Consider the following 24,853-nt stretch of genomic DNA (forward strand, 5'->3'; position numbering starts at 1 on the left):
TTAAAAAAAAGCAGTAAGAATTAATTCTTACTGCTTTTTTAGTCTTTTAACCAGTTCTTATATTGATTAATTAATCCATTAGTAGAACTATCATGAAAATTAATCATTAAGTTATTTTTTAACTCAGGAAGAATAATATTAGCTAATTTTTTTCCTAATTCAACACCCCATTGATCAAAACTGAAAATATTTAAAATAATTCCCTGGGTAAAAATTTTATGTTCATAAATAGCAATTAACATACCTAAATTAAAAGGATTAATTTTTTTAATTAAAATAGAGTTTGTAGGTTGATTACCTGGAAATTTTTTGTATAAATTTTCTTTTTGTTTTTGAACATATTCTTTTTCTTCTGTAATATTTAGTGAACTACCAAAAGCTAATGCTTCAGTCTGTGCAAAAAAATTTGAAATAAGTTTTGTGTGATGATCTGAAAGAGGATTATGTGTTTTTACTGGAGCAATAAAATCACATGGAACCATTTTTGTCCCTTGATGCAGTAATTGATAAAAGGAATGTTGACCATTAGTACCTGGTTCTCCCCAAATAATATGACCCGTTTGATAATTCACTGAATTACCATTGCGATCAACATTTTTTCCATTTGATTCCATAAAACTTTGTTGACAATAAGCAGGAAATCGATGCATATATTGATCATACGGTAAGATCGCTTCAGTTTCTGCCTTAAAAAAATTATTATACCAAATTCCAATAAGTCCTAATATTACTGGTATATTTTTTTCAATTGGAGATGTTAAAAAATGTTGATCAATATGATAAGCACCATTTAATAATCTTTTAAAATTTTTAAATCCAATAGATAAACTAATAGATAAACCAATTGAAGACCATAAAGAATAACGTCCACCTACCCAATCCCAAAATTCAAATATATTTTCTTTATTAATTCCAAATTTAATTGCTTCTTTAATATTTGTAGAAATTCCTATAAAGTGTTGTAATATATACTTTTTTTCTTTAGCATATTTTAAAAACCAACTTTTTGCACTTTCTGCATTAGTCATAGTTTCTAATGTAGTAAATGTTTTAGATGTAATTAGAAATAATACTGTTTCCGGATTTAATTTTTTTAATGTTTCAAGAATATGAGTTCCATCTATATTAGAAACGAAATGCATATTAATATGATTTTTATATGGACGTAAAGATTCAGTAACCATTAAAGGGCCAAGATCAGAACCACCAATTCCTATATTAACAACATCAGTAATTTTTTTATTAGTATACCCAACCCACGTACCATTAATAATTTTTTTAGAGAAACAATCCATTTTCTTTAAATTTTCTTTAACTTTTTTCATAATATCTTCGCCGTCAACAATAATTGATTTATTATTATTGTTTCTTAATGCTGTATGCAATACAGGGCGATTTTCTGTTTCATTAATTTTTTCTCCAGCAAACATTTTCTGGATAGATTTTTCTAAATTTACTTCTATAGCTAATTTTTTTAAAATATTCATTGTTTCTTGAGTAATAAAATTTTTAGAATAATCTACTAACATTTTATTATTAATACATATAGAAAAATTTTTAAAACGTTTTGGATCATTTTTAAATAAATCAATCAAATGCATTTTTTTTATTATTTTAAAATGTTTTTTTAATTCTTGCCAAGCTTTTGTTTTTGTAGGATTAATATTGTTCATATAAATACCGTTTTATATAAAACATAAAAATTTTTATTTGTATATGAAAGTTTTTTTATGATTGTATGTATGATTTAATTTAAAATTCAATGTTATAAAAAATATCATAGTTTTTTTTATATAAAAACTGAATAAAATCTCATTAAAATTTATAAAATAAAGCATTTTACAATATATATATATTTTATATCAATTAAAATACGAGGTAACATATGTCAAAAAATTTATCTTTAATTGTAGCTAAATTTGGTGGTACTAGTGTAGCTGATTTTCATAGTATGAACTGTAGCATTGATATTATAAATGCAAATAAAAATATTCGCTTAGTTATTCTTTCTGCTTCTGCAGGTGTGACAAATCTTTTAATTAATCTTTCTAATGAAAAAAAAATAAATCAACGTTCATTATTAATAGAAAAAATTCGTTATATTCAATACTCTATTATTAATCAATTAAAAAACAAAGAAAAAATATATCAAAAAGTAAATAGTATATTAAAAAATATCATAGATCTATCAAATAATAAAAAAATCTCAAAAACGTCTTTTTTAAAAGACGAACTTATTGCATATGGTGAACTATTATCCACTCATATTTTTATAGAAATTTTACATGAACGTCAAATACATGCAGAGTGGTTTGATATACGAAAAGTTCTAAAAACTAATGATAATTTTGGACAAGCTGAACCGGATTGTCAATTAATTTTTAAAAATGCACAAAAATTTCTAACACCTATAATAAAAAACAAATTAGTTATCACACAAGGTTTTATTGGAAGCGAAAAAAATGGAAAGACTACTTTATTAGGAAGAGGAGGAAGCGATTATACAGCTTCTCTCTTAGGAGAAGCATTATTAGCAAAAAGAATTGACATTTGGACCGATGTTCCAGGTATTTATACAACTGATCCAAAAATTGTGCATAAAGCAAAAAAAATTAAAGAAATAACTTTTGAAGAAGCTGCAGAAATGGCTATTTTTGGAGCAAAAATACTTCATCCTGCGACTCTTTTACCTGCTATTCGTAATAATATTCCTGTTTTTGTAGGATCTAGTAAAAAACCAAAAAAAGGAGGAACTATCATACGTCAATATAGTGATAACCCACCTTTATTCCGAGCAATTGTTTTAAGATGTAATCAAATATTATTAACTTTACATAGTGTAAAAATGTTGCATACATGTGGATTTTTAGCTAAAGTTTTTAATATATTAAAACAATACAAAATATCTGTAGATTTAATTACTACATCTGAAGTAAGTATAGCCTTAACTCTAGATATTCAAAACACTCTTTTTGAAGAGACAAATTTATTAAATAAATATTTATTAAAAGATTTATCAAAAATTTGTCATTTAAAAATAGAAAAAAATTTATCGTTAATTACATTAATAGGTAATAATCTATCAAAATCTTATGGTATTGGAAAGGAAGTGTTTGGGATTTTAGAAGATTATCATTTGAGATTAATTTGTTATGGTGCGAGTAATCATAATATTTGTTTTTTGATCTCTAAAAAAGATGAAGAAAAAATTATAAAAATACTACATAAAAATTTATTTGAATAATTTTAGCACAAAAAAAGCTGCAGGCGAATAAACATTCTCAAAAAAATCGTCTGCTTTTTTTAATATAAATTTTATCATAATAAATGATATTTAATCTAATGTTTTATTTTAAATTTAATCCATTCATTGCCAATATGATGTTTAGTCATATTTTCTTCTTCATTAGAAGAAATCAATTCTTGCGTTAATGTTTCTTGTTTTAAAAAATCTTGATGATTCATTAACCATTTTTTTAATTTTTCTGAAGCAGAATAAAAAACATTAATTCTCTTTTCTATTGATAAATTCATTTTTTTTCTTGTTTTTTGAATATTGCTGATAACTTCACGTACTAAGCCTTCTCCTATTAATTCTTCTGTCAAATCGCAATCTAAATAAATAGAAATTTTAGAATTAGATAAAAATTTGCTATTTTTTTTAGAACGTCTAAATATAGAGATATCATTTTTTTTAAATTTTTTTCCATATAGATGAATTTCTCCAGAATTTTGAAATTCATGTAATTGTAATTGATTGAGTTTCTGAATATATTTTTGATATTTTTTAAGATTTTTTCCTAAAATTTTTCCTAAACGATAAAAATTAGGTTGTGCATAAAGTTCTACATGTTCTTCTTCATTAAAGTGATATTCTATTTCTTTAACATTCAATTCAGATTTTATATACTGCTCTAATAATTTAATATTATTTAATACTTTTTTATCTTTATGTAAAATTATAAGTTTTTTTAAAGGTATTTTATTTTTTATATTAACTTCATTTCTTTGTTGTCGACCTAAAAATATAATATTTTTAAAAAATTCTACAGATTTTTCTAAGTCAGGCATAATTAATTTTTTTAAACATTTTGGATAAAAACATAAATGGACAGATTGAACAGTATTAATTTTATTATAAAAAAATTTGCGCATTTCTATGTAACAATAATCAGCAAAAAATGGTGTGAATGGAGCTATTATTTTATTAAATTCACTTAAACAATAAAACAAAGTTTTATAAGCATAATCTTTATCTTCGTGGTAACCAGAAATCCAAAAACGTTGACGATTAAGTCTAATATACCAATTAGTTAATTCTTCAATATATTTTAAGAGATGTGAAATAACGTTATATAAAAAATATTTTTTCATTGAACGATTAATATTAATTTTTAACGTTTGTAATCGAGATATAATCCATTGATCAAATATATTATTTGTTATAAATGTAGTCTTTTTTTTCATTGTCCATTTATCAATTTTTGCATAAACAAGAAAAAATTTAAAAGCATTCATCCAAGGTAATAACATTCTACGAACTAATTCACGAACTCCTGTTTCGGAAAATTTTTGTTCTTCAGCACGTACCAAATTAGAGCTAATCAAATACAATCTAAGAGCATCAGCTCCATATTTTTCAATTACTAGTTCTGGATCAGCATAATTTTTTAATCTTTTAGACATTTTTTTACCATCTTCAGCATTAACAATGCCGTTAACAATAACGTTTTTAAATGCTGATTTTTGAAATAAACAATGACTAATAACTTGTAATGTATAAAACCATCCTCTTGTTTGATCTAAACCTTCAGCAATAAAATTTGCTGGAAAATGTTTAAAAAACGTTTTTTTTTCTGAAAATGGATAATGACTTTGTGCATATGGCATAGATCCAGATTCGAACCAACAATCAAAAACTTCAGAAATACGATAATATATACCTTTTTCATTCGGTATTTTAAATGTTACTTTATCTGTATATTCCCGATGCAGATCATCTAATAAAATACCGCTATATTTTTTTAATTCTGCTCGTGATCCTATACAAATAATTTTTTTATTTAAATTATTTATCCATATTGGGAGAGGGGTACCCCAATAACGATTACGTGATATAGCCCAATCTTTAGCGTTTTCTAACCATTTTCCCATACGTCCATCACGCAAATGTTTAGGAACCCAATTAACTGTTTTATTATTCTTTATTAAATTTTCGCGTATAGATTGTACTTTAATATACCAAGAAGGAATTATACGATAAATTATCGGTGTATCAGAACGAGGACAAAATGGATAACTATGAACAATTTTTTCATGTTTATATAGTAATTTTTTTTCTTTTAAAATATTAATAATTTTTTTTTCAGAGTCTTTAACATATAAACCATAAAAATCAATAATTTCTTTTGTAAAACAACCATAATCATCAATTGGACAAGGAATATTTTTTATTAATTTTTTTGAAAAAATTACTCGATAATCATCTTCTCCAAACGCTGGTGCTAAATGTACAATACCAGTTCCATTTTTTATAGAAACAAAATTATCTCCAACTACAACAAAACCACCTTCTTTTTTTAACGAAGAAAAGTAATTAAAAATTGGTTCATAAGTTTTTCCTACCAAATCTTTGCCAAAACATTGATCAATAATTTTATAATCATTATGCGATAAAATATTTTTAATACAATTTAATGCTATCCAAAAACAAATATTGTTTTTGTTATCTTTAATTTTTACATAGCAAATACTCTTGTTAACACATAATGCAACATTAGAAAATAATGTCCAAGGAGTAGTAGTCCACACACTAAAATATGTATCTTCGTTAATGATTTTAAATAAAACAAAAATTGAGTTATCTTCTACATTTTTATAATTAGAACTTGCTTCAAAATTAGATAAAACAGTAGAAAGAGCAGTAGAAAAAGGAACGACTTTTTTTCCCTGATAAATTAATTTTTTATTCCATAAGGATTTGAAAACCCACCAAACAGATTCCATATACCATGGTTCCATGGTACGATAATCGTTCTCAAAATCAACCCATCTACCAATTCTAGTAATAGTTTTTTTCCAATTTTTTGTATATTTTTGTACAATATTACGACATTTGTTATTATATGCAGTTATTCCAATTTTTTTAACTACTTCGTTAGCAGACATACCAAGAGATTTATCAATTTCATGTTCTATAGGTAAACCATGACAATCCCAACCCCAACGTCGTGAAACGTAATAACCTTTCATCGTAAAATATCTAGGTATTATATCTTTAATAATTGAAGCAACTAAATGACCATAATGAGGTAAACCCGTTGCAAAAGGAGGACCATCATAAAAAGAATAAACTTTTTTCGTTTGGTTCTTTTTTAAAGATTTTTCAAAAATTTTATCATTTTCCCAAAATTTTAAAATTTTTTTTTCAATTTCACTAAATAAAAATTTATCGTGATCTTTTTTTACACTATTTTTCACAAAAGTTATCTCAATCTTCTATAAAAAGAATTTTTTTATATAAAAAAATATCTCATATATTATGCTAAAAAAATTTTAATATAAAATAAATGTCTTTAATGCTATAATTAAAAGCGATCATATATTGAGTTTTTTTTTTTTACAAGTAAAAAAAAAAATTCGAACAGATTTTTCATATAAAATGATTTATTTTTTTTATATAAAAAATAATATAGAAAGTATATTAAATTTTGTCATCATAACATCTTTTTTAGAGATATTAATAAAAATTGATATAATAAAAATTATTAAATATTTTATAGCATATAAAGTTTTTACTAATTTTTTTTACACTACTAAAATAGGTAATCTTACTTAAAAAATTTTTATTTATTATGCATAGAGATTTTTTACGTTTTTTTTATACTCATTATAATACTTAAATTATGAATGTAAAAAACATCACCATGACAAGGAAAAAACATGTCAATTGAGGAGAACAAAGAAAAATCATTGGCAATTACATTAAGCCAAATCGAAAAACAATTTGGAAAAGGTTCAATTATGCGTTTAGGAGAAGATAGATCTATGGATATAGAAACTATTCCAACAGGTTCGTTATCTTTAGATGTTGCTTTAGGAACAGGCGGTCTTCCCATGGGCCGTATAGTTGAAATTTATGGACCTGAATCTTCAGGAAAAACCACATTAACGTTACAAGTTATTGCTGAAGCACAAAAAAAAGAAAAAATTTGTGCTTTTATTGATGCAGAACATGCTTTAGATCCAATTTATGCAAAAAAATTAGGGGTAAATATTAATGAATTACTATGTTCTCAACCAGATACAGGTGAACAAGCTTTAGAAATCTGTGATGCATTAACAAAATCTGGTTCTGTAGATCTAATTGTAGTCGATTCTGTTGCTGCTTTAACCCCAAAAGCAGAAATAGAAGGTGAAATTGGAGATTTACATATAGGTTTAACAGCAAGAATGATGAGTCAAGCAATGCGTAAGCTTGCAGGAAATTTAAAACAATTCAATACATTATTAATTTTTATTAATCAAATTCGTATGAAAATTGGAGTGATGTTTGGTAATCCAGAAACTACTACTGGAGGTAGTGCATTAAAATTTTATTCATCTGTTAGATTAGATATTCGTCGTATCGGTGCTATAAAAGATGGTGATAGTGTAATTGGAAGTGAAACTCGTGTAAAAGTAGTAAAAAATAAAGTAGCAGTTCCATTTAAACAAGCAGAATTTCAAATTATGTATGGTAAAGGAATTAACAAATTTGGAGAAATTCTTGATCTTGGAGTAAAAAACAATTTAATTGAAAAATCCGGAGTCTGGTATAGTTACGAAGAAAAAAAAATCGGGCAGGGTAAAAATAATGCAATTGATTTTTTAAAAAAAAATTTAATTATTACCAAAAAAATTGAGCAAATATTACGTGATAAATTAATAAATATTATTCATGACAATTTAAAAACTTAAAAATTTTTATAAAAATACTAACAATGTATAAAAAATTAATATCAGTTTCATTTTAACCTATACGTATTTTATATTTTTTCTAAGAAAATTAACTAAAATTTTGCGATAATATAAGATTTTTTAAAAATAATCTTTATAGGAGAAATATGAACAACAGCATAGAGCAAATTCGTAAAAAATTTCTTAATTTCTTTCAAAAAAACGGACACACCATTCTTGAAAGTAGTTCACTTATCCCAAAAAATGATTCATCATTATTGTTTACTAATGCTGGTATGAATCAATTTAAAAATATTTTTCTTGGATATAACAAAAGCTTATATCCACGTATAGCTACTGCTCAGCGTTGTATTCGTGTAGGAGGAAAACATAATGATTTAGAAAATGTTGGCTATACGACTCGTCATCATACTTTTTTTGAAATGTTAGGAAATTTTAGTTTTGGTGATTACTTTAAAAAAGAAGCTATTCAGTTAGCTTGGGAATTATTAACCCATAAAGATTTTTTTAATTTATCTCCTAATAAATTTTGGATTACAGTATATCAAAATGATAATGAAACTTATAATATATGGTTAAAAGATATTGGCATTCCAAAAGAACGCATTATTTTTATTGGAGACAAAAATAACAACAAATACGTTTCTGATAATTTTTGGCAAATGAGTGAAACAGGTCCATGTGGTCCATGTACAGAAATATTTTATGATCATGGCGATCATTTATTCGGATCAATACCAGGAACTAAAGAAACATCAGGTGCAAGATACGTTGAAATATGGAATATTGTATTTATTCAATTTAATCGTGAAAAAAATGGTACTATGATTCCTTTACCATATCCTTTAATAGATACAGGAATGGGACTAGAAAGGATATCGGCAGTATTACAGAAAGTTCATTCTAATTACGAAATAGATTTATTTAAAAATTTAATATTATACATCGCTGAAATCACAGAAACAAAAGATATTACTAACAATAAATCATTGCATGTTATTGCAGATCATATTCGTGCTTGTGTTTTTCTTATTGCAGACGGTACACTACCATCCAATGAGAAACGTGGTTATGTTCTTCGTCGTTTAATTAGACGAGCAGTAAGACATGGAAATTTATTAGGTATTAAAAATACTTTTCTCTGGAAATTAGTGCAACCTGTAATTGGATTAATGTCTTTTATAAAAATTAATTTAAAAAATTATCAGAATAAAATAGAAGAAGTTTTGAAAATCGAAGAAAAACAATTTTTAAAAACTTTAAAACGTGGACTATTTCTTCTAGAAAATGAAATTAAAAATTTGAAGTCTAATGTATTAGATGGAGCAACTGTTTTTCGTTTATATGATACTTTTGGTTTTCCTATTGATTTAACAACAGAAATTTGTCATGAACGCAATTTAATTGTTGATATGAAAACATGTCATAATTTAATAGAAAAACAAAAAAAGATAGCTAGAAAAAGCAGTTTTTTTATTTTAAATGCTGAAAAAAAAAATACTGATAACGAAATTGAGTTTAGTTTTTTTGAACATAAAAAGTTAGACATGCATAAAACAGAGGTGAAATCGATTTATTTTTTAAATAAAAAAGTTAATGAATTAAAAGCAGGACAAAGTGGTATAATAATATTAAATAGTACACCGTTCTATTTCGAATCTGGTGGACAAATTGGTGATGTAGGGATATTAATAAATGATAATTTTGAGTTTTATGTTGAAGATACAAAAAAACATTTAAACACTATAATGCATTTAGGAAACCTTAAAAAGGGTACTATACGAGTTGGAGATCAGTTATGTGCAACAGTTAATAAAGATCATAGATTATCTGTTTCTATTAATCATTCAGCAACGCATTTATTACATTCAGCTTTACGTAATTTTTTTGGAAAAAGTATAGTACAAAAAGGTTCTGTAGTTAAGGATAAATGTTTTCGGTTTGATTTTTCTTATCATAACCAGATTAAACATAAAGAATTGTTTATTATTGAAGATATAGTTAACGACTATATTCGTAATAATATTAAAATAGAAACTTCTTTTATGGATATTAATAAAGCAAAAAATCTTGGAGCAATTGCACTATTTGAAGAAAAATATAATAATACTGTACGGGTCGTTAATATTCGTGATATCTCAATAGAACTTTGTGGTGGAACACATGCAAAACGTACTGGAGATATTGGTACATTTTTAATTTTATCTACATCTAAGATATCTTCAAACGTGTGTCGTATTGAAGCAGTTACTGGTAAACAAGCATTATTCAGTATTCATTCTAATTTTAAAAAAATAATAGAAATAAAAAAAGTGTTGCAAACAAATGATAGAGATCTTGAAAAAAAAGTATCAGATTTATTGCAATATACAAAAAGTTTAGAAGAAAAAGTGTATCAAAACAATAAAAAAGAAGCTATCAAAAATAGCGAGTACTTATTAAAAAAAATTGTAAATATTAAGAATAAAAATTTTTTATTTAGCCAAGTGCACAATATTGATAAAAATATATTTCAAATAATTATTAATTTTTTAAAAACTAGATTAGTTTCTGGTATTATCCTATTAGCAAATGTTTCTGAAAAAAACGTGCTTTTTATCTCATATATTACTAAAGATTTAACTAATCATATAAAATCAAATGATATTATAAAACAAATAACGAGTGAAACAAATGGAAAAGGAGGCGGAAAATCTGATTTTGCACAGGGAATAACTAAAGATTTGATAAAATTTCAAAATATTTGGAAAAAAATAAAATATCGTATTACTGAAATAATAAACAATATATAATATTTTTAAAAAATTATTAATAAATTAGATATCTCTTAAAGAGATAGTCATAAAATTATATTATAAATAATCTAAATTTTTATAGAATATAAAAAATTTTAATAATTTTTTTTAATGTCTTATTAGTATAACGGATAGTGTTAAGGATCTTAAACTTTGATTCTTTTTAATATTTCAAGGAGCAGAGAATGCTTATTCTAACTCGCCGAGTCGGCGAAACCCTTATGATTGGTGATGATATCACTGTAACAGTTTTAGGTGTTAAAGGAAATCAGGTAAGAATTGGAGTCAGTGCTCCTAAAGAAGTTTCGGTACATCGAGAAGAAATATATCAGAGAATTCAAGCTGAAAAAAATCAAAAAACGAACAGTTAATATCAGAACAAATATACTTTCTAAAAGATATAACATAAAAAAAAGTTATTACTTATTTTTATTTTTTTAAATATATAAGAAAAATATTTGACTTATTAAGAATAAAAGTATCATAATCAACATTGTTAACTTTTTTTTAAAAGGTGAGATGGCCGAGAGGCTTAAGGCGCTCCCCTGCTAAGGGAGTATGCATCATATACACGCATCGAGGGTTCGAATCCCTCTCTCACCGTTTATTTTTTTTGCATCCGTAGCTCAGCTGGATAGAGTACTCGGCTACGAACCGAGCGGTCGGAGGTTCGAATCCTCTCGGATGCGCCATTTTATTGCGGTAGATATATCAAGATTAAACAATATTTTTTTTATGTTAATTATTATTAATAATATAGTTATCCTTTTAAGATTCTTATCAAATTTCATTGTTCTAGTATAAAAATATAATTTGCATAAAAATATTTATGCTGATAAAAATAGATACGTATTTATTGTATGATATTTAATAACATTATTTTTTTATTAGGAATTCAACATGATAAAAAACTTTTCAAAAATCTTGACGTGGATGAAAAAAAATTCTCAAATTTTTAACATAAAAAAAGGCATTGAAAGAGAAACTTTACGTGTTAATTTTGATGGACGTTTATCAAATAAAATACATCCAAAAACATTAGGATCGCCATTAAAAAATAAATGGATTACTACTGATTTTGCTGAATCTTTATTAGAATTTATTACTCCTGTATGTGATAATACAGATAAAATGATTGCTATTTTAAGTGATATTCATCGTTACGTAATTCATGAACTAGATCAAGAATTGATGTGGCCATTAAGTATACCATGTATTATTGACGATATTAATCATATTAAAATAGCTAATTATGGGAAATCAAATGTTGGACGCATAAAGACGTTATATAGAAAAGGATTAAAACATAGATATGGACCTTTAATGCAAACAATTGCTGGTTTACATTATAATTTTTCTCTTTCTTTAGATTTTTGGAATGAATGGGCTATTTTTAATAAACAAAAAAACAAGAAAAAATTTATATCATCAGGTTATTTTGATTTAATTCGTAATTATTACCGTTTTGGTTGGATTATAGTATATTTATTTGGTTCATCACCTGCTATATCTAGTAGTTTTCTAAATAAACGTAATGGTAATCAAGATATTTTTAAATTTCATCAGAATCATAAAAGTAAAAATACATTGTGGATGCCTTATGCTACATCATTAAGATTAAGTAACTTAGGTTATACTAATAATACAAATAATATTAGTTTTCTTTATAATTCTTTAAAAGAATATAACCAAACATTATATCAAGCAATTAAAACACCATCTCAGAAATATATTAAAATAGGTATAAAAGATAGTAGAAATAATTTATTACAATTAAATACTAATATACTACAAACTGTTAATGAACTTTATGTACCCATTAGACCAAAAAAAATCACATACCCATATGAAGAAAAATCACCAAATGTTTTTAATATTCAAGACGTTGAATATCTTGAAATAAGATCGTTAGATATTAATCCTTTTTCATCAATAGGGATTGATATTGATCAAGTTTTGTTTCTTGATCTTTTTTTAATTTGGTGTTTATTAAAAGAATCTCCTAAAATTAATAAAAAAGAACTTTTTTTTATTAAAAAAAATTGGGAACGTATCATCCTAGAAGGAAGGAAACCTAAACAAACAATACACTTTCTTGAAGAAAATAATAGTATAAAAAAATATTTTCTTGATGATTTTGGTAAAGATATTCTTACAAATTTACAGTTTTTAGCAGAAATTTTAGATAATAATACTAAAAGTAATAAATATCAAAAAGCTTGTCAAAGTTTTATGCATTTTTTTAATGATCCAGATTTAACATATTCAGGACGCATTTTAAAGATTATAAAAAAAAATGGTTTTCAAAATACAGGTCTTTATTTAGCAAAAAAACATTTTAATTCTTTAAAAAAAGAAAAATTTGAAATTTACAGTAAAGAAGATTTTATAAAAGAAGCAAAACAGTCTATTTTTTTACAAAAAGAATTAGAAGAAAATGATAATACTGATTTTAAAACTTATTTAAAAAAATGGTATAATAATTTTATATAAATGATTTATAAAAAAGTTGATCTAAAAAAAGGTTAAAATATTAATTTATTTATGAAAAAATTACAAGTAAGTCTTTTATAATTTTTTTAATAAGTACTTTTTTTAAGAAAATAAATTAAACAGTATAAAAACATATAATTAATTTTTAATAAAAATATAATAGTTTTTATTTATATATTTAAAAATAAAAAAAAACACTAAATAAATATTATTTATATTTTTATTTTTAAATAAATATACATCGTATTATATAATTTTATTATTTTTAATAAAAAAATATCAGTTATAATTTATTACTTTTTAAGTAGTTTTTTTTAAACAAGAATATAAAAATTTAAAATTTAAGAAACTTCTTATAAGAATATTTTAAAAAATTTATATAAAAATAGTTTTATATAACGTAATATTTGCTAATCAGTAAATATTTTAAATCTCATTATTTATTTATAAGTTTTTTCATAAAACTAAAATTACTTATAAAAATATAACTTTTATGTAAAAATCATTAAATAAGGTGTATTTAAAATGAAAAAAAATCCAATGACATTAAGAGGTTTAAAAAAATTACGTAAAGAATTAAATAATCTTAAAAAAATCAAACGTCCTAAAATAATTGCTTCTATTGCTGAAGCACGTGAACACGGAGATCTCAAAGAAAATGCTGAATATCATGCTGCACGTGAAGAACAAGGTTTTTGTGAAGGAAGAATTAAAGAAATTGAATCTAAATTATCTTGCGCACAAGTAATAGATATAAAAAAAATTCCTAATAAAGGACGAATAATATTCGGTTCAACAGTGACTGTTATGAATGTTCAAACATCTAAACAATCAATATATTGTATTGTTGGTGACGATGAAGCAGATTTTAGAAAAAAGCTAATTTCTATTCACTCTCCAATGGCCCGGGGGCTAATCGGAAAAAAAATAAATGACTTTACTGTTATAGAAACGCCTAAAGGTAATGTAGAATATCAAATTATACAAGTAGAATATTTATAGTGAGTTAATGTCTTTTAAAAAAATTTGTTTTTTCATTTTTCTCGATTTTGTGTTAAAATTTTTTCAATTTTTTTCAGTTAATCAAAAATTAAATATTTTAAAAAAAATAGAGCATAAAGATACAATTTTTGAAAAATCATAAATATATAATACAATACTTTATTAAAATACACAAAAATTGAATAACGCATTAATTTTTATGAAAAAAAAACGTTCTTCTAGTTCTTATCATTGGATCAAAAAACATTTTAATGATCAATATGTACAAGAAGCACATTCTAAAAAATTACGTTCACGTGCTTGGTTTAAATTAGAACAAATTAATAAATCAGAAAAAATATTTAAAAATGGTATGATAATTATTGATTTAGGATCTTCTCCAGGAGGTTGGTCTCAATATGCTCAAAAATATATCCAAAAGAAAGGAATGATAATATCGTGTGATATTATGCCTATGAAACCTATTCAGAAAGTAAAATTTTTTCAAGGAGATTTTTTTGATTCATTTTTTCTTGAAAAAATTACTAAATGTCTAAATAATAAAAAAGCACATATTATAATGTCCGATATGTCTCCTAACTTAAGTGGTATTTCCGCAATAGATATTCCAAAATCAATAAACCTATTAAATTCTGTATTAAATTTTTCTTGTAATTTTTTACGAAATAACGGGACGCTTTTAACAAAAACATTTTTAGGAAAAGATTTTGATCAATGTTTTAAAAATTTTCATTCTATTTTTAAAGAAATAAAAATTATTAAACCTATAGCCTCTAAATTAACATCTCGTGAAGTGTATATTTTAGCAAAAGAACGTCATTAATCATATTTAAAATAATAAATAATATATTTTTAACAAAATTGTTATAGTAATTTTCTAGATACTGTGAATATATTTAAAATAGCGTTATTGCATGATAATGAATTTAAAAAAAATATCAGTATACTAGATTTCCATTAACATAGTTGCAATTATGAGGTTATTTCCCTTGAGCGACATGGCCAAAAACCTAATTCTCTGGTTAGTCATCGCAGTTATATTAATGTCGATATTTCAGAGTTTTGGACCAAACGAATCTAAAAATCGCATAATTGATTACTCAACTTTTTTATCGGAAGTAAATCAAAATAAAGTTCGTGAGGTACATATTAATGGACGTGAAATTCATGTACTTAAAAAAAATAATAATAAATATACCATTTACATTCCCACTGGTAATTCATATTTATTCAATAAATTAATAAAAAAAGAAGTTAAAATAGTAAGTGATCCTCCAGAAGAACCAAGTATTTTAACATCTATTTTTATTTCTTGGTTTCCAATGCTTTTGTTAATTGGTGTTTGGATATTTTTTATGAGACAAGTACAAGGAGGTAATGGTAAAGGAGCTATGTCATTTGGTAAAAGCAAAGCACGTATGTTAAATGAAGATAATATTAAAATTACTTTTTCTGATGTAGCGGGTTGTGATGAAGCAAAAGAAGAAGTAAGTGAATTAGTTGAATATCTACGTGAACCAAGTCGTTTTCAGAAATTAGGTGGAAAAATTCCAACTGGTGTTCTTATGGTTGGCCCACCAGGTACAGGTAAAACTTTATTAGCAAAAGCTATATCTGGTGAAGCAAAAGTACCATTCTTTACAATTTCTGGTTCAGATTTTGTAGAGATGTTTGTAGGAGTGGGAGCATCTCGTGTTCGAGATATGTTTGAAAAAGCAAAAAAAACAGCACCTTGTATTATTTTTATTGATGAAATTGATGCTGTAGGTCGTCAAAGAGGCGCAGGATTAGGTGGTGGTCATGATGAACGTGAACAAACTTTAAATCAAATGTTAGTTGAAATGGATGGTTTTGAAGGTAATGAAGGAATTATCGTAATAGCAGCAACTAATCGTCCTGATGTTCTTGATCCAGCTTTATTACGGCCTGGTCGATTTGATCGACAAGTTGTAGTTGCATTACCTGATGTACGTGGTCGCGAACAAATATTAAAAATACATATACGTCGTGTTCCTTTAGCTAGTGATATTAATCTGTCTGTTATAGCACGTAGCACACCTGGTTTTTCCGGTGCAGATCTTGCAAATTTAGTAAATGAAGCAGCTTTATTTGCTGCACGTCATAAAAAACGTGTAGTTTCAATGATTGCTTTTGAAAAAGCAAAAGATAAAATATTGATGGGTGCTGAAAGAAAATCGATGGTTATGACAGAGAATCAAAAAGAATCCACAGCATATCATGAAGCAGGACATGCAATAGTTGGACGTATTGTTCCTGAGCATGATCCCATTCATAAAGTAACCATTATTCCTCGAGGACGTGCTTTAGGCATTACGTTTTTTTTACCTAAAGAAGATGAAATTAGTACGAGTCGTCAAAAATTAGAAAGTCAAATTTCTACATTATATGGTGGTCGTATTGCAGAAGAAATCATTTATGGTTCAGAAAAAGTATCTACAGGAGCATCTAACGATATAAAAATAGCGACAACATTAGCAAGAAATATGGTTACACAATGGGGTTTTTCTGAAAAACTAGGACCATTACTTTATGCCGAAGAAGAAGATGAAATTTTTCTTGGACGTTCTGTTGCAAAATCTAAACATATTTCCGATGAAACAGCTTATATTATTGATCAGGAAGTAAAAAAAATAATTGATAATAACTATGAAAGATCAAAGAATATTTTAAATGAAAATATAGATATTTTACATAAAATGAAAGAATCATTAATGCAATATGAAACTCTTAATTCTTTACAAGTTGATGATCTTATGGAGCGTCGTTCAGTGCGTCCTCCTGAAGAGGCAATTGATTCTAAGAAAAATTGTTAATTCTATATTTTTTTTAATTAAATATAAAACTTTATTAAGTTTTTTTTCACACAATAAAATCCCCGGATATCATCGGGGTTTTTATATTTTTAATACATATTTATGAAAATATATTCTCAAAAATCCTTTTTAGATCTTACTCATATAGCAATTATGGGTATACTTAATTTAACCCCAGATTCATTTTCAGATGGAAATAAATACAATACTTTATCTAAAGCATTAACTCACACAAAAAAAATGATTAAGGATGGTGCAAAAATAATAGATATAGGAGGTGAATCAAGTCGTCCAGGTGCAAAAAACATCACTGCTGAAGAAGAATTAGAACGTATCATGCCTATTTTAGAAGCTATAATAAAAAGATTTGATATATGGATCTCAGTAGACACTTCTAAACCAGAAGTTATGAAAGAAGTGAAAAAAGTTGGAGTTCATATGATTAACGATGTACGTGCTCTACAATTACCTGGTGCTTTAAACACTGCTTATAACATTAATTTACCAATTTGTTTAACGCATAATCCATTAAAAAATATAAGAAAAAATTTTAAAAAATATGACATATTAAGAGAAGTTGACTGTTTTTTACAAAAAAAAATTTCAAAATGTAAATCCATAGGTATTAAAATGCAAAATATATTAATTGATCCTGGTTTCGGTTTTCAAAAAAACCACGTGGATAATTATCAATTACTTGCTAATTTAACTTTTTTAAAGCATTTTAAATTACCTATATTAGTAGGAATATCAAGAAAAACAATGATTAGCCAAATACTTAAAAAAACACCGATACAATGTTTATCTGGTAATTTATCTTGTATAGTAATTGCTGCAATGCAAAACGTACAAATTGTTCGAGTACATGATGTTAAAGAAACCAGTCAAGCAATTAAAATAGTTGAAATGATAAAGTATTATAAAAAGGATGAGTATAATTAATTATGAATCAACATAAATATTTTGGAACAGATGGTATTAGAGGTAAAGTAGGAAGTAAACCAATAACTCCAGATTTTGTTCTCAAATTAGGTTGGGCTGCTGGTAAAGTACTTTCTAGAAATGGATCAAAAAAAATAATTATTGGAAAAGATACAAGAATATCTGGTTATATGTTAGAATCTGCTTTAGAAGCAGGTTTATCTGCTGCTGGCTTATCTACGAATCTTACTGGGCCCATGCCAACTCCTGCTATTGCTTATTTAACTCGCATTTTTTGTGCAGAAGCTGGTATTGTAATTTCTGCTTCTCATAATAATTTTGATGATAATGGAATAAAATTCTTTGCTGCAGATGGAACAAAACTACCTGATAAAATTGAAAAAGCTATTGAATTAGAAATAAATAAACCATTAACTTGTGTTAGTTCTATAAAATTAGGACGCGCTAGTCGTATCTCTGATGCTGCTGAACGATATATTAAATTTTGTAAAAGTACTTTTCCTAATGAATTAAATCTTAATAAATTAAAAATTGTAGTAGATTGTGCAAATGGTGCTACTTATCATATTGCACCTCATGTATTGCGTGAATTAGGTGCAGAAGTAATTCCAATTTCAGTTTGTCCCAATGGTATTAATATTAACAAAATGTGTGGCACTAATTATTTAAATTTTTTAAAAAACCGTGTAATTTTAGAAAAAGCTGATGTTGGATTAGCTTATGATGGAGATGGAGATCGTGTTATTATGATTGATCATTATGGTAATAAAGTGAATGGTGATCAAATTATTTATATAATTACATATGAAAAATTACGTCAAAAAATGCTTGTTGGAGGAGTTATTGGAACGCAAATGAGTAATATGGCATTAGAACTATCTTTAAAAAAATTAAATGTTCCATTTGTAAGAACACAAGTTGGAGATCGTTATATTTTAGAAAAGATGAAAGAAAAAAAATGGAATTTAGGAGCTGAAAGTTCTGGACATATTATATTACTTGATCAAACAACGACTGGTGATGGAATTATTGCAGGATTACAAGTTTTAACTATAATGGTAAGAAATAAAATGAGTCTTTATGATTTATCTAATAAAATAAAATTATATCCCCAAGCTTTAATTAATTTTAAAATTAGTAATAATAAAAATTTAATAAATTCTCACAAAATAAAAAAAATAATTGATCAAATAAAAAATAAATTGCAAGGAAATGGTAGAATAGTTTTACGTAAATCTGGAACAGAACCTTTATTAAGAATAATGATTGAAAGTCCAGATAAAAAAAAAGTTAATTTTTTAGCAAATTATGTTGAAAAGATTATAAAATTGAATTAATAAAGCAATGATGATAAATTTTTGAAAATAAAACTATAATATAGTTTATATAAGTAATTTTATTTTTTTGCTTTTTTTTTTAAAACATATAAAATGCATATAATATTTATTTTCAACAAAAAGTAAAAGATTATGTACAAGACTCTTTTAATAGTTTTTTCAATGATATCAATTAGTCTTGTAGGATTAATAATATTACAAAAAAGTAAAGGGACAAATATAACCAATTCATTAAACTCGGATGATTCGTCTGCATTGTTTGGTTACGGTAATACAAATAATATTTTTAGTAAAATTATCACTATTTTAGCAAGCTTATTCTTTATAATCAGTTTGCTTTTAGGAAATTTAAACAATAGTTATCATTCGCAAAAAAATTTACAAAAAACAATCAAACAAAAAAATATACAAAAAGAGAACAATAACGAAATTCCTGAATAAAGTATATTTGTTAATTTGATACAAAATTAATGATAATAATTTTGCCGAGGTGGTGGAATCTGGTAGACACGCTACCTTGAGGTGGTAGTACTCATTTGAGTTTGCGGGTTCAAATCCCGTCCTCGGTATTTTAATTAAAATTATTAGTAAAGCTTGCAATAAAAGAAAATTTGTTGTAATGTATCAGGTGTAAAGGTTATTCAAACGCGGGGTGGAGCAGTTCGGTAGCTCGTCGGGCTCATAACCCGAAGGTCGTCGGTTCAAATCCGGCCCCCGCAACCATACTTAGTATAATAATAAGATTAATTGATATTTTATTGCTTTTTAGAATAATTAAATTAAATAAATTGATAAAAATAAAACGTTAACACTACTAATTTATAGTATAAACCTCGAAATATTCGAGGTTTTTTGTTATTACAGTATAAAAAATAGTTTAAATTAGTTATATTTTTGAAGAGGTATAAAATTTGCCTTTAACTGAAGAGCTTAAAAAATTAATTCAAACATCAATTAAAAAACTTAGATATGAATGCATTGATATAAAGTTTATAAAAAAAAAGACAATAAATATTTTACGCATTTACATTAATAAAGAAACCGGTGTTACGGTTGATGATTGTGTAAATGTTAGTCAAAAAATAAGTGAACTTTTAGATATAAATGATATTTTTAATGTATCTTATAACTTAGAAATATCATCTCCAGGTTTAAAAAAAACTACTTTATCTAACAAACAATATAAAAATTTTAGGAAAAAACCTTAACTAATAAAACTTTTAAAGAAAATACTTATATAGTAATAAAAAATTAATTAACTAATATTAAATATTAAAAAATTTTTTACTCAAAAATTTTAACAAGCATATTTCATTAAAGATTTTTAATATAGTTCAGATTGAGGTTTATCAAGATGAACAAAGAAATTTTAGCTGTTGTAGAATCTGTTTCAAACGAAAAAGCTTTACCACGCGATAAAATATTTGAAGCATTAGAAAGTGCTCTAGCAACAGCAACTAAAAAAAAACATGATAAAGAAATAGATGTACGTGTTATTATCAACCGAAAAAGTGGAGATTATAACACATATCGTCGTTGGCAAGTAGTTAAAGACGTTTCACAACCAACACGTGAAATTACATTGGAAGCAGCTAATTTTGAAGGTGACACTTTAAAAATTGGTGATTATATTGAAGATCAAATTAAATCTGTAAAATTTGATCGTATCACTACACAAACTGCTAAACAAGTAATTGTTCAAAAAGTTAGAGAAGCAGAACGAGCAGTAGTTATTGATCAATTTAGAAAAAAAAAAGGTAATATAATTACAACAATAGTAAAAAAGATAAACAGAGAAAACATGATTCTTGATCTTGGAAATAATGCTGAAGCCATTATCTTAAAAGAAGATATGTTACCAAAAGAAAACTTTAGACCAGGAGATAGAATTAGAGGTGTTTTATATGAAATTCGCCCAGAAACAAGGGGTTTTCAATTATTTCTTACTCGATCTAAATCAGCAATGCTTATTGAGTTATTTCGAATTGAAGTACCAGAAATAGGAGAAGAAATTATCGAAATAAAAGCAGTTGCAAGAGATCCTGGTTTACGCGCAAAAATAGCAGTTAAAACAAATGATAAAAGAATTGACCCAATAGGAGCTTGTGTAGGAATGAGAGGATCTCGTGTGCAAGCAGTTTCTAGTGAGCTTGGTGGTGAACGTATAGATATTATCCTATGGAATAAAAATCCAGCACAATTTGTTATTAATGCAATGACACCAGTAGATGTTGTTTCTATAATAGTTGACGAATCGAAACATTCAATGGATATTGCTGTTGAACCTGAAAATCTTGCACAGGCAATTGGTCGAAACGGTCAAAACATAAGACTTGCTTCTCAGTTAAGTGGATGGGAACTAAATGTTATGACTGTAGATGAATTAAAGATAAAGCATCAAGATGAAGCTTACACGGCTATTAATACATTTATTAAACATCTGAATATTTCTAAAAAACTTGCTACTCATTTAGTAGAATTAGGTTTTTTAACTCTTGAAGATATTGCGTATTTATCAATTAATGAATTATCAGAAATATCAGATATTAATAGAGAAAATTTACAAACACTTCAGAAAAAATCAAAAGAAGTTTTAACTAGTTTATCATTACATCAAAAAGAACAATTAATTTATAAAAAACCTAATAAAGATTTATTAAATCTTGATGGTATAGATTATATATTAGCTTATCGTTTAGCACAAAAAGATGTTTTAACACTAGAAGATCTTGCTGAACAAAGCGTTGATGATTTAATTGAAAAAAATATTGAAAGTATTGATGATAAAAAAGCTAGTTCTATTATTATGGCAGCACGAAATGTTTGTTGGTTTAATAATAAAAAAAATAATCAATAAAAGGAAGAAAAGGGTATGATAAAAACCACTATAAAATCACTTGCAAAAGAAATGCAACAATCAATAGAAATACTGATTAAGTATTTTTCTGACTTGGGTATTAAAAAATTAAAAGATGATTTTATAACTTCCAAAGAAAAAAAAAAGTTATTTTCTTATTTAAATTATGAACCTTGCAAACTGGATTTAGAAAAAGCAATTTTACGTAGAAAAACACAAAAAAGTACTGTTAATGTATTAGGTTCTGGAGGAAAAACTAAATCAGTTCGAGTTGAAGTTATAAAAAAAAGAACATACTTAAAAGAAGATAAGACTGTGGTTGAAAAAAAAAATATTTTAAAACAAAAAATAAATACAGTTGTTGAGAATAAACTAAAAAAAACTGAAAAAGAACAAATACAAAAAAAAAATCGTCATGAAAAGAAACGATATCCTTCAAAAATAGAAAAAATACGTTTAGAAATAGAAGCAAAAAAATTAAAAAGAAAAGCAGAAGAAGAAACGTATCGAAAATTAGAAGAAAATGCACGTCGTATTGCAAAAGAAGCACGTATTATTGCAAAAGAAAAACCAATAGATTGGAATAAAGATAAATCTAATAGTTATGAAGAGATTGATTATCATTTAACAACATCAAAACATGCTCGGCAAGCAGAAGATGAAATAGATCAAGCAATAGAAAGTGGTAAAGGAAAATCTCGTAATATAAAAATTAATAAATCTAAAAAGAATAACAAAAATTTTGACTCAAAAAAAGATCGTGAAGAAATTCGTGCTGTTAATAAAATTATTAGAAATAATAAAAATAGAAAAGTTTTAAAATCAAGCGCTCTACAACAAGTTTTTAAAAAACCAATTCAAATAATGAATAGAAACGTAGTTATTGGAGAAACTATTAACGTTGCAGATTTAGCAAATAAAATGGCAATAAAAAGTTCACAGTTGATTAAAGCAATGATGAAATCAGGTATTATGATAACTATAAATCAAACCCTTGATAAAGATACTGCTCAATTAATTGCTGAAGAGATGGGTCATAAAGTTATTATTAAAAAAGATAATGCATTAGAAGAAGCAATTATGAAAGATCGTGATACCATAGATATAAAAGAAGCAGAAATTCGTGCTCCAATTGTAACTATCATGGGTCATGTTGATCATGGAAAAACTTCATTATTAGATTATATAAGATCAACAAAAATAGCAGATAAAGAATCCGGAGGAATTACTCAACATATTGGAGCATATCATGTAGAAACTTCAAACGGAATGATTACTTTTCTTGACACTCCTGGTCATTCTGCTTTTACTAATATGCGTGCTAGGGGTACACAGGTTACTGATATTGTTGTTCTAGTAGTATCTGCTGATGATGGAGTAATGCCTCAAACTATTGAAGCTATTCAACATGCAAAGTCTGCAAATGTACCAATTATAGTTGCTATTAATAAAATAGATAAAAAATCTGCTGATCCTGAACGTGTAAAAAATGAATTAGTAAAACAGAATATTCTTCCAGAAGAATGGGGTGGAGATAATATATTTGTTCAAGTTTCTGCTAAAACAGGGAAAGGTGTTGATGATTTATTACAAGCAATATTATTACAAGCAGAAATAATGGAACTAACCGCAGTTAAAAAAGGTATGGCAAAAGGTATTGTAATAGAATCATTTCTTGATAAAGGAAAAGGACCTATAGCTACTATTTTAGTAAAAGAAGGAACATTAAAAAAAGGTGATATTGTTTTATGTAATTTAGAATATGGAAAAATACGTGCTATGCGTAATGAACTAGGAATAGAAATAAAAAAAGCTGGACCTTCAATTCCGATAGAAATATTAGGTTTATCTGGTGTACCTTTAGCAGGAGATGAAATTACAGTAGTACGTGATGAAAAAAAAGCTAAAGAAGTAGCTCTTTATCGGCAAGAAAAAATACGTGATCTAAAATTATATCGCCAACCAAAATCTACATCAGAAAATTTATTTTTAAATATAAAAAAAGGAGAAAAATCAGAACTAAACATTGTTTTAAAAGCAGACGTACAAGGTTCATTAGAAGCTATTTCAGAATCGTTAATGAAACTTTCAAATAATGAAATAAAAATAAAAATAGTTTCTTCTAGCGTTGGCGGTATTAGAGAAACAGACGTAAATTTAGCTATTGCTTCTAATGCAATTATAATAGGTTTTAATGTCCGTGCAGATTATCCAGCACGTCAAATTATTGAAGCTGAAAGTGTAGATTTACGTTATTATTCTGTAATTTATCACTTAATTGATGAAATAAAATCCTCTATGTCTGGAATGCTTATTCCAGAATATAAACAAAAAATTATTGGTTTAGCAGAAGTACGTAGTATATTTAAATCACCTAAATTTAATGCTATTGCTGGATGTATGGTTACAGAAGGCTTAGTAAAACGCAATCATTTATTAAGAGTACTTAGAGAAAACATTGTTATATATGAAGGTGAATTAGAATCACTTCGTCGATTTAAGGAAGATGTTAACGAAGTTCGTAGTGGTACAGAATGCGGCATAGGTGTTAAAAACTATAATGATATTCGAATAGGAGATATTATTGAAGTTTTTGAAATGATTACGATTAAGAGAACAATTAATTAATCAAAA

Annotated in this window: 15 protein-coding genes, 4 tRNA genes and 1 pseudogene; 18 read left to right on the forward strand and 2 right to left on the reverse strand. The window is 25.8% G+C overall.

Annotation, left to right across the window (positions count from 1 at the left end; genetic code table 11):
• Nucleotides 1-38: 38 nt before the first annotated feature.
• The gene (gene pgi / locus TGUWTKB_RS03115; protein WP_041063433.1) at nt 39-1,673 is read right to left on the reverse strand and encodes a glucose-6-phosphate isomerase; all 1,635 of its coding nucleotides are present in this window, start codon (nt 1,671-1,673) and stop codon (nt 39-41) included.
• A 212-nt stretch (nt 1,674-1,885) separates the two neighbouring features.
• On the opposite strand from pgi, the gene lysC reads away from it, so the two are divergent.
• Nucleotides 1,886-3,244 (forward strand): lysine-sensitive aspartokinase 3, encoded by a 1,359-nt coding sequence (lysC, locus tag TGUWTKB_RS03120; protein WP_041063435.1) that lies wholly within the window; start codon nt 1,886-1,888, stop codon nt 3,242-3,244.
• Between the two features lie 95 nt (nt 3,245-3,339).
• On the opposite strand, the gene ileS is transcribed toward lysC, so the two are convergent.
• Complete coding sequence (gene ileS / locus TGUWTKB_RS03125; RefSeq protein ID WP_041063437.1) at nt 3,340-6,480, reverse strand: isoleucine--tRNA ligase; 3,141 nt, start codon at nt 6,478-6,480, stop codon at nt 3,340-3,342.
• A 462-nt stretch (nt 6,481-6,942) separates the two neighbouring features.
• Between ileS and recA the strand changes: the two genes are divergently transcribed.
• The 17 genes and pseudogenes from recA to infB all read left to right on the forward strand — a co-directional run bounded on the left by recA (nt 6,943) and on the right by infB (nt 24,847).
• The gene (recA, locus tag TGUWTKB_RS03135; protein WP_052459578.1) at nt 6,943-7,959 is read left to right on the forward strand and encodes a recombinase RecA; all 1,017 of its coding nucleotides are present in this window, start codon (nt 6,943-6,945) and stop codon (nt 7,957-7,959) included.
• A gap of 146 nt (nt 7,960-8,105) precedes the next feature.
• On the forward strand, nt 8,106-10,751 hold the full coding sequence (gene alaS, locus TGUWTKB_RS03140) for an alanine--tRNA ligase (RefSeq protein ID WP_052459579.1): 2,646 nt from the start codon (nt 8,106-8,108) through the stop codon (nt 10,749-10,751).
• Between the two features lie 188 nt (nt 10,752-10,939).
• Nucleotides 10,940-11,125 carry a carbon storage regulator CsrA gene (gene csrA / locus TGUWTKB_RS03145; protein WP_041063439.1) on the forward strand — a complete coding sequence of 62 codons (186 nt, stop codon included), beginning with the start codon at nt 10,940-10,942 and terminating at the stop codon, nt 11,123-11,125.
• Between the two features lie 142 nt (nt 11,126-11,267).
• Nucleotides 11,268-11,357: transfer RNA gene (locus tag TGUWTKB_RS03150), tRNA-Ser, on the forward strand.
• Between the two features lie 12 nt (nt 11,358-11,369).
• A tRNA-Arg gene (locus TGUWTKB_RS03155) sits at nt 11,370-11,446 on the forward strand.
• Between the two features lie 208 nt (nt 11,447-11,654).
• Nucleotides 11,655-13,247, forward strand: coding sequence for a glutamate--cysteine ligase (gene gshA / locus TGUWTKB_RS03160; protein ID WP_041063441.1), 1,593 nt, complete (start codon nt 11,655-11,657; stop codon nt 13,245-13,247).
• A gap of 525 nt (nt 13,248-13,772) precedes the next feature.
• The gene (gene greA, locus TGUWTKB_RS03165; RefSeq protein ID WP_041063444.1) at nt 13,773-14,249 is read left to right on the forward strand and encodes a transcription elongation factor GreA; all 477 of its coding nucleotides are present in this window, start codon (nt 13,773-13,775) and stop codon (nt 14,247-14,249) included.
• A 199-nt stretch (nt 14,250-14,448) separates the two neighbouring features.
• A complete protein-coding gene (locus TGUWTKB_RS03170; RefSeq protein WP_041063446.1) occupies nt 14,449-15,072 on the forward strand; it encodes an RlmE family RNA methyltransferase in 624 nt (207 codons plus the stop codon).
• A 175-nt stretch (nt 15,073-15,247) separates the two neighbouring features.
• Nucleotides 15,248-17,068, forward strand: a pseudogene (gene ftsH / locus TGUWTKB_RS03175) (ATP-dependent zinc metalloprotease FtsH); the annotation flags it as partial.
• 117 nt (nt 17,069-17,185) lie between these two features.
• Entirely contained in the window at nt 17,186-18,025 is an 840-nt protein-coding gene (gene folP, locus TGUWTKB_RS03180) for a dihydropteroate synthase (RefSeq protein ID WP_041063448.1), read from the forward strand.
• Between the two features lie 2 nt (nt 18,026-18,027).
• Nucleotides 18,028-19,362: a phosphoglucosamine mutase gene (gene glmM, locus TGUWTKB_RS03185; RefSeq protein ID WP_041063450.1), complete on the forward strand. Its 1,335-nt coding sequence runs from the start codon at nt 18,028-18,030 to the stop codon at nt 19,360-19,362.
• A 132-nt stretch (nt 19,363-19,494) separates the two neighbouring features.
• Entirely contained in the window at nt 19,495-19,803 is a 309-nt protein-coding gene (gene secG, locus TGUWTKB_RS03190) for a preprotein translocase subunit SecG (protein ID WP_052459580.1), read from the forward strand.
• 43 nt (nt 19,804-19,846) lie between these two features.
• Nucleotides 19,847-19,931: transfer RNA gene (locus TGUWTKB_RS03195), tRNA-Leu, on the forward strand.
• Between the two features lie 77 nt (nt 19,932-20,008).
• A tRNA-Met gene (locus tag TGUWTKB_RS03200) sits at nt 20,009-20,085 on the forward strand.
• A gap of 188 nt (nt 20,086-20,273) precedes the next feature.
• The gene (locus tag TGUWTKB_RS03205) at nt 20,274-20,570 is read left to right on the forward strand and encodes a ribosome assembly cofactor RimP (RefSeq protein WP_052459581.1); all 297 of its coding nucleotides are present in this window, start codon (nt 20,274-20,276) and stop codon (nt 20,568-20,570) included.
• A 146-nt stretch (nt 20,571-20,716) separates the two neighbouring features.
• Nucleotides 20,717-22,219 carry a transcription termination factor NusA gene (gene nusA / locus TGUWTKB_RS03210; RefSeq protein WP_041063452.1) on the forward strand — a complete coding sequence of 501 codons (1,503 nt, stop codon included), beginning with the start codon at nt 20,717-20,719 and terminating at the stop codon, nt 22,217-22,219.
• A 15-nt stretch (nt 22,220-22,234) separates the two neighbouring features.
• Nucleotides 22,235-24,847, forward strand: a complete 2,613-nt coding sequence (gene infB, locus TGUWTKB_RS03215; RefSeq protein ID WP_041063453.1) for a translation initiation factor IF-2 — start codon at nt 22,235-22,237, stop codon at nt 24,845-24,847.
• The last annotated feature ends 6 nt before the right edge of the window (nt 24,848-24,853 follow it).

Source organism: Candidatus Tachikawaea gelatinosa, from assembly GCF_000828815.1.
Lineage (GTDB): Bacteria > Pseudomonadota > Gammaproteobacteria > Enterobacterales > Enterobacteriaceae > Tachikawaea > Tachikawaea gelatinosa.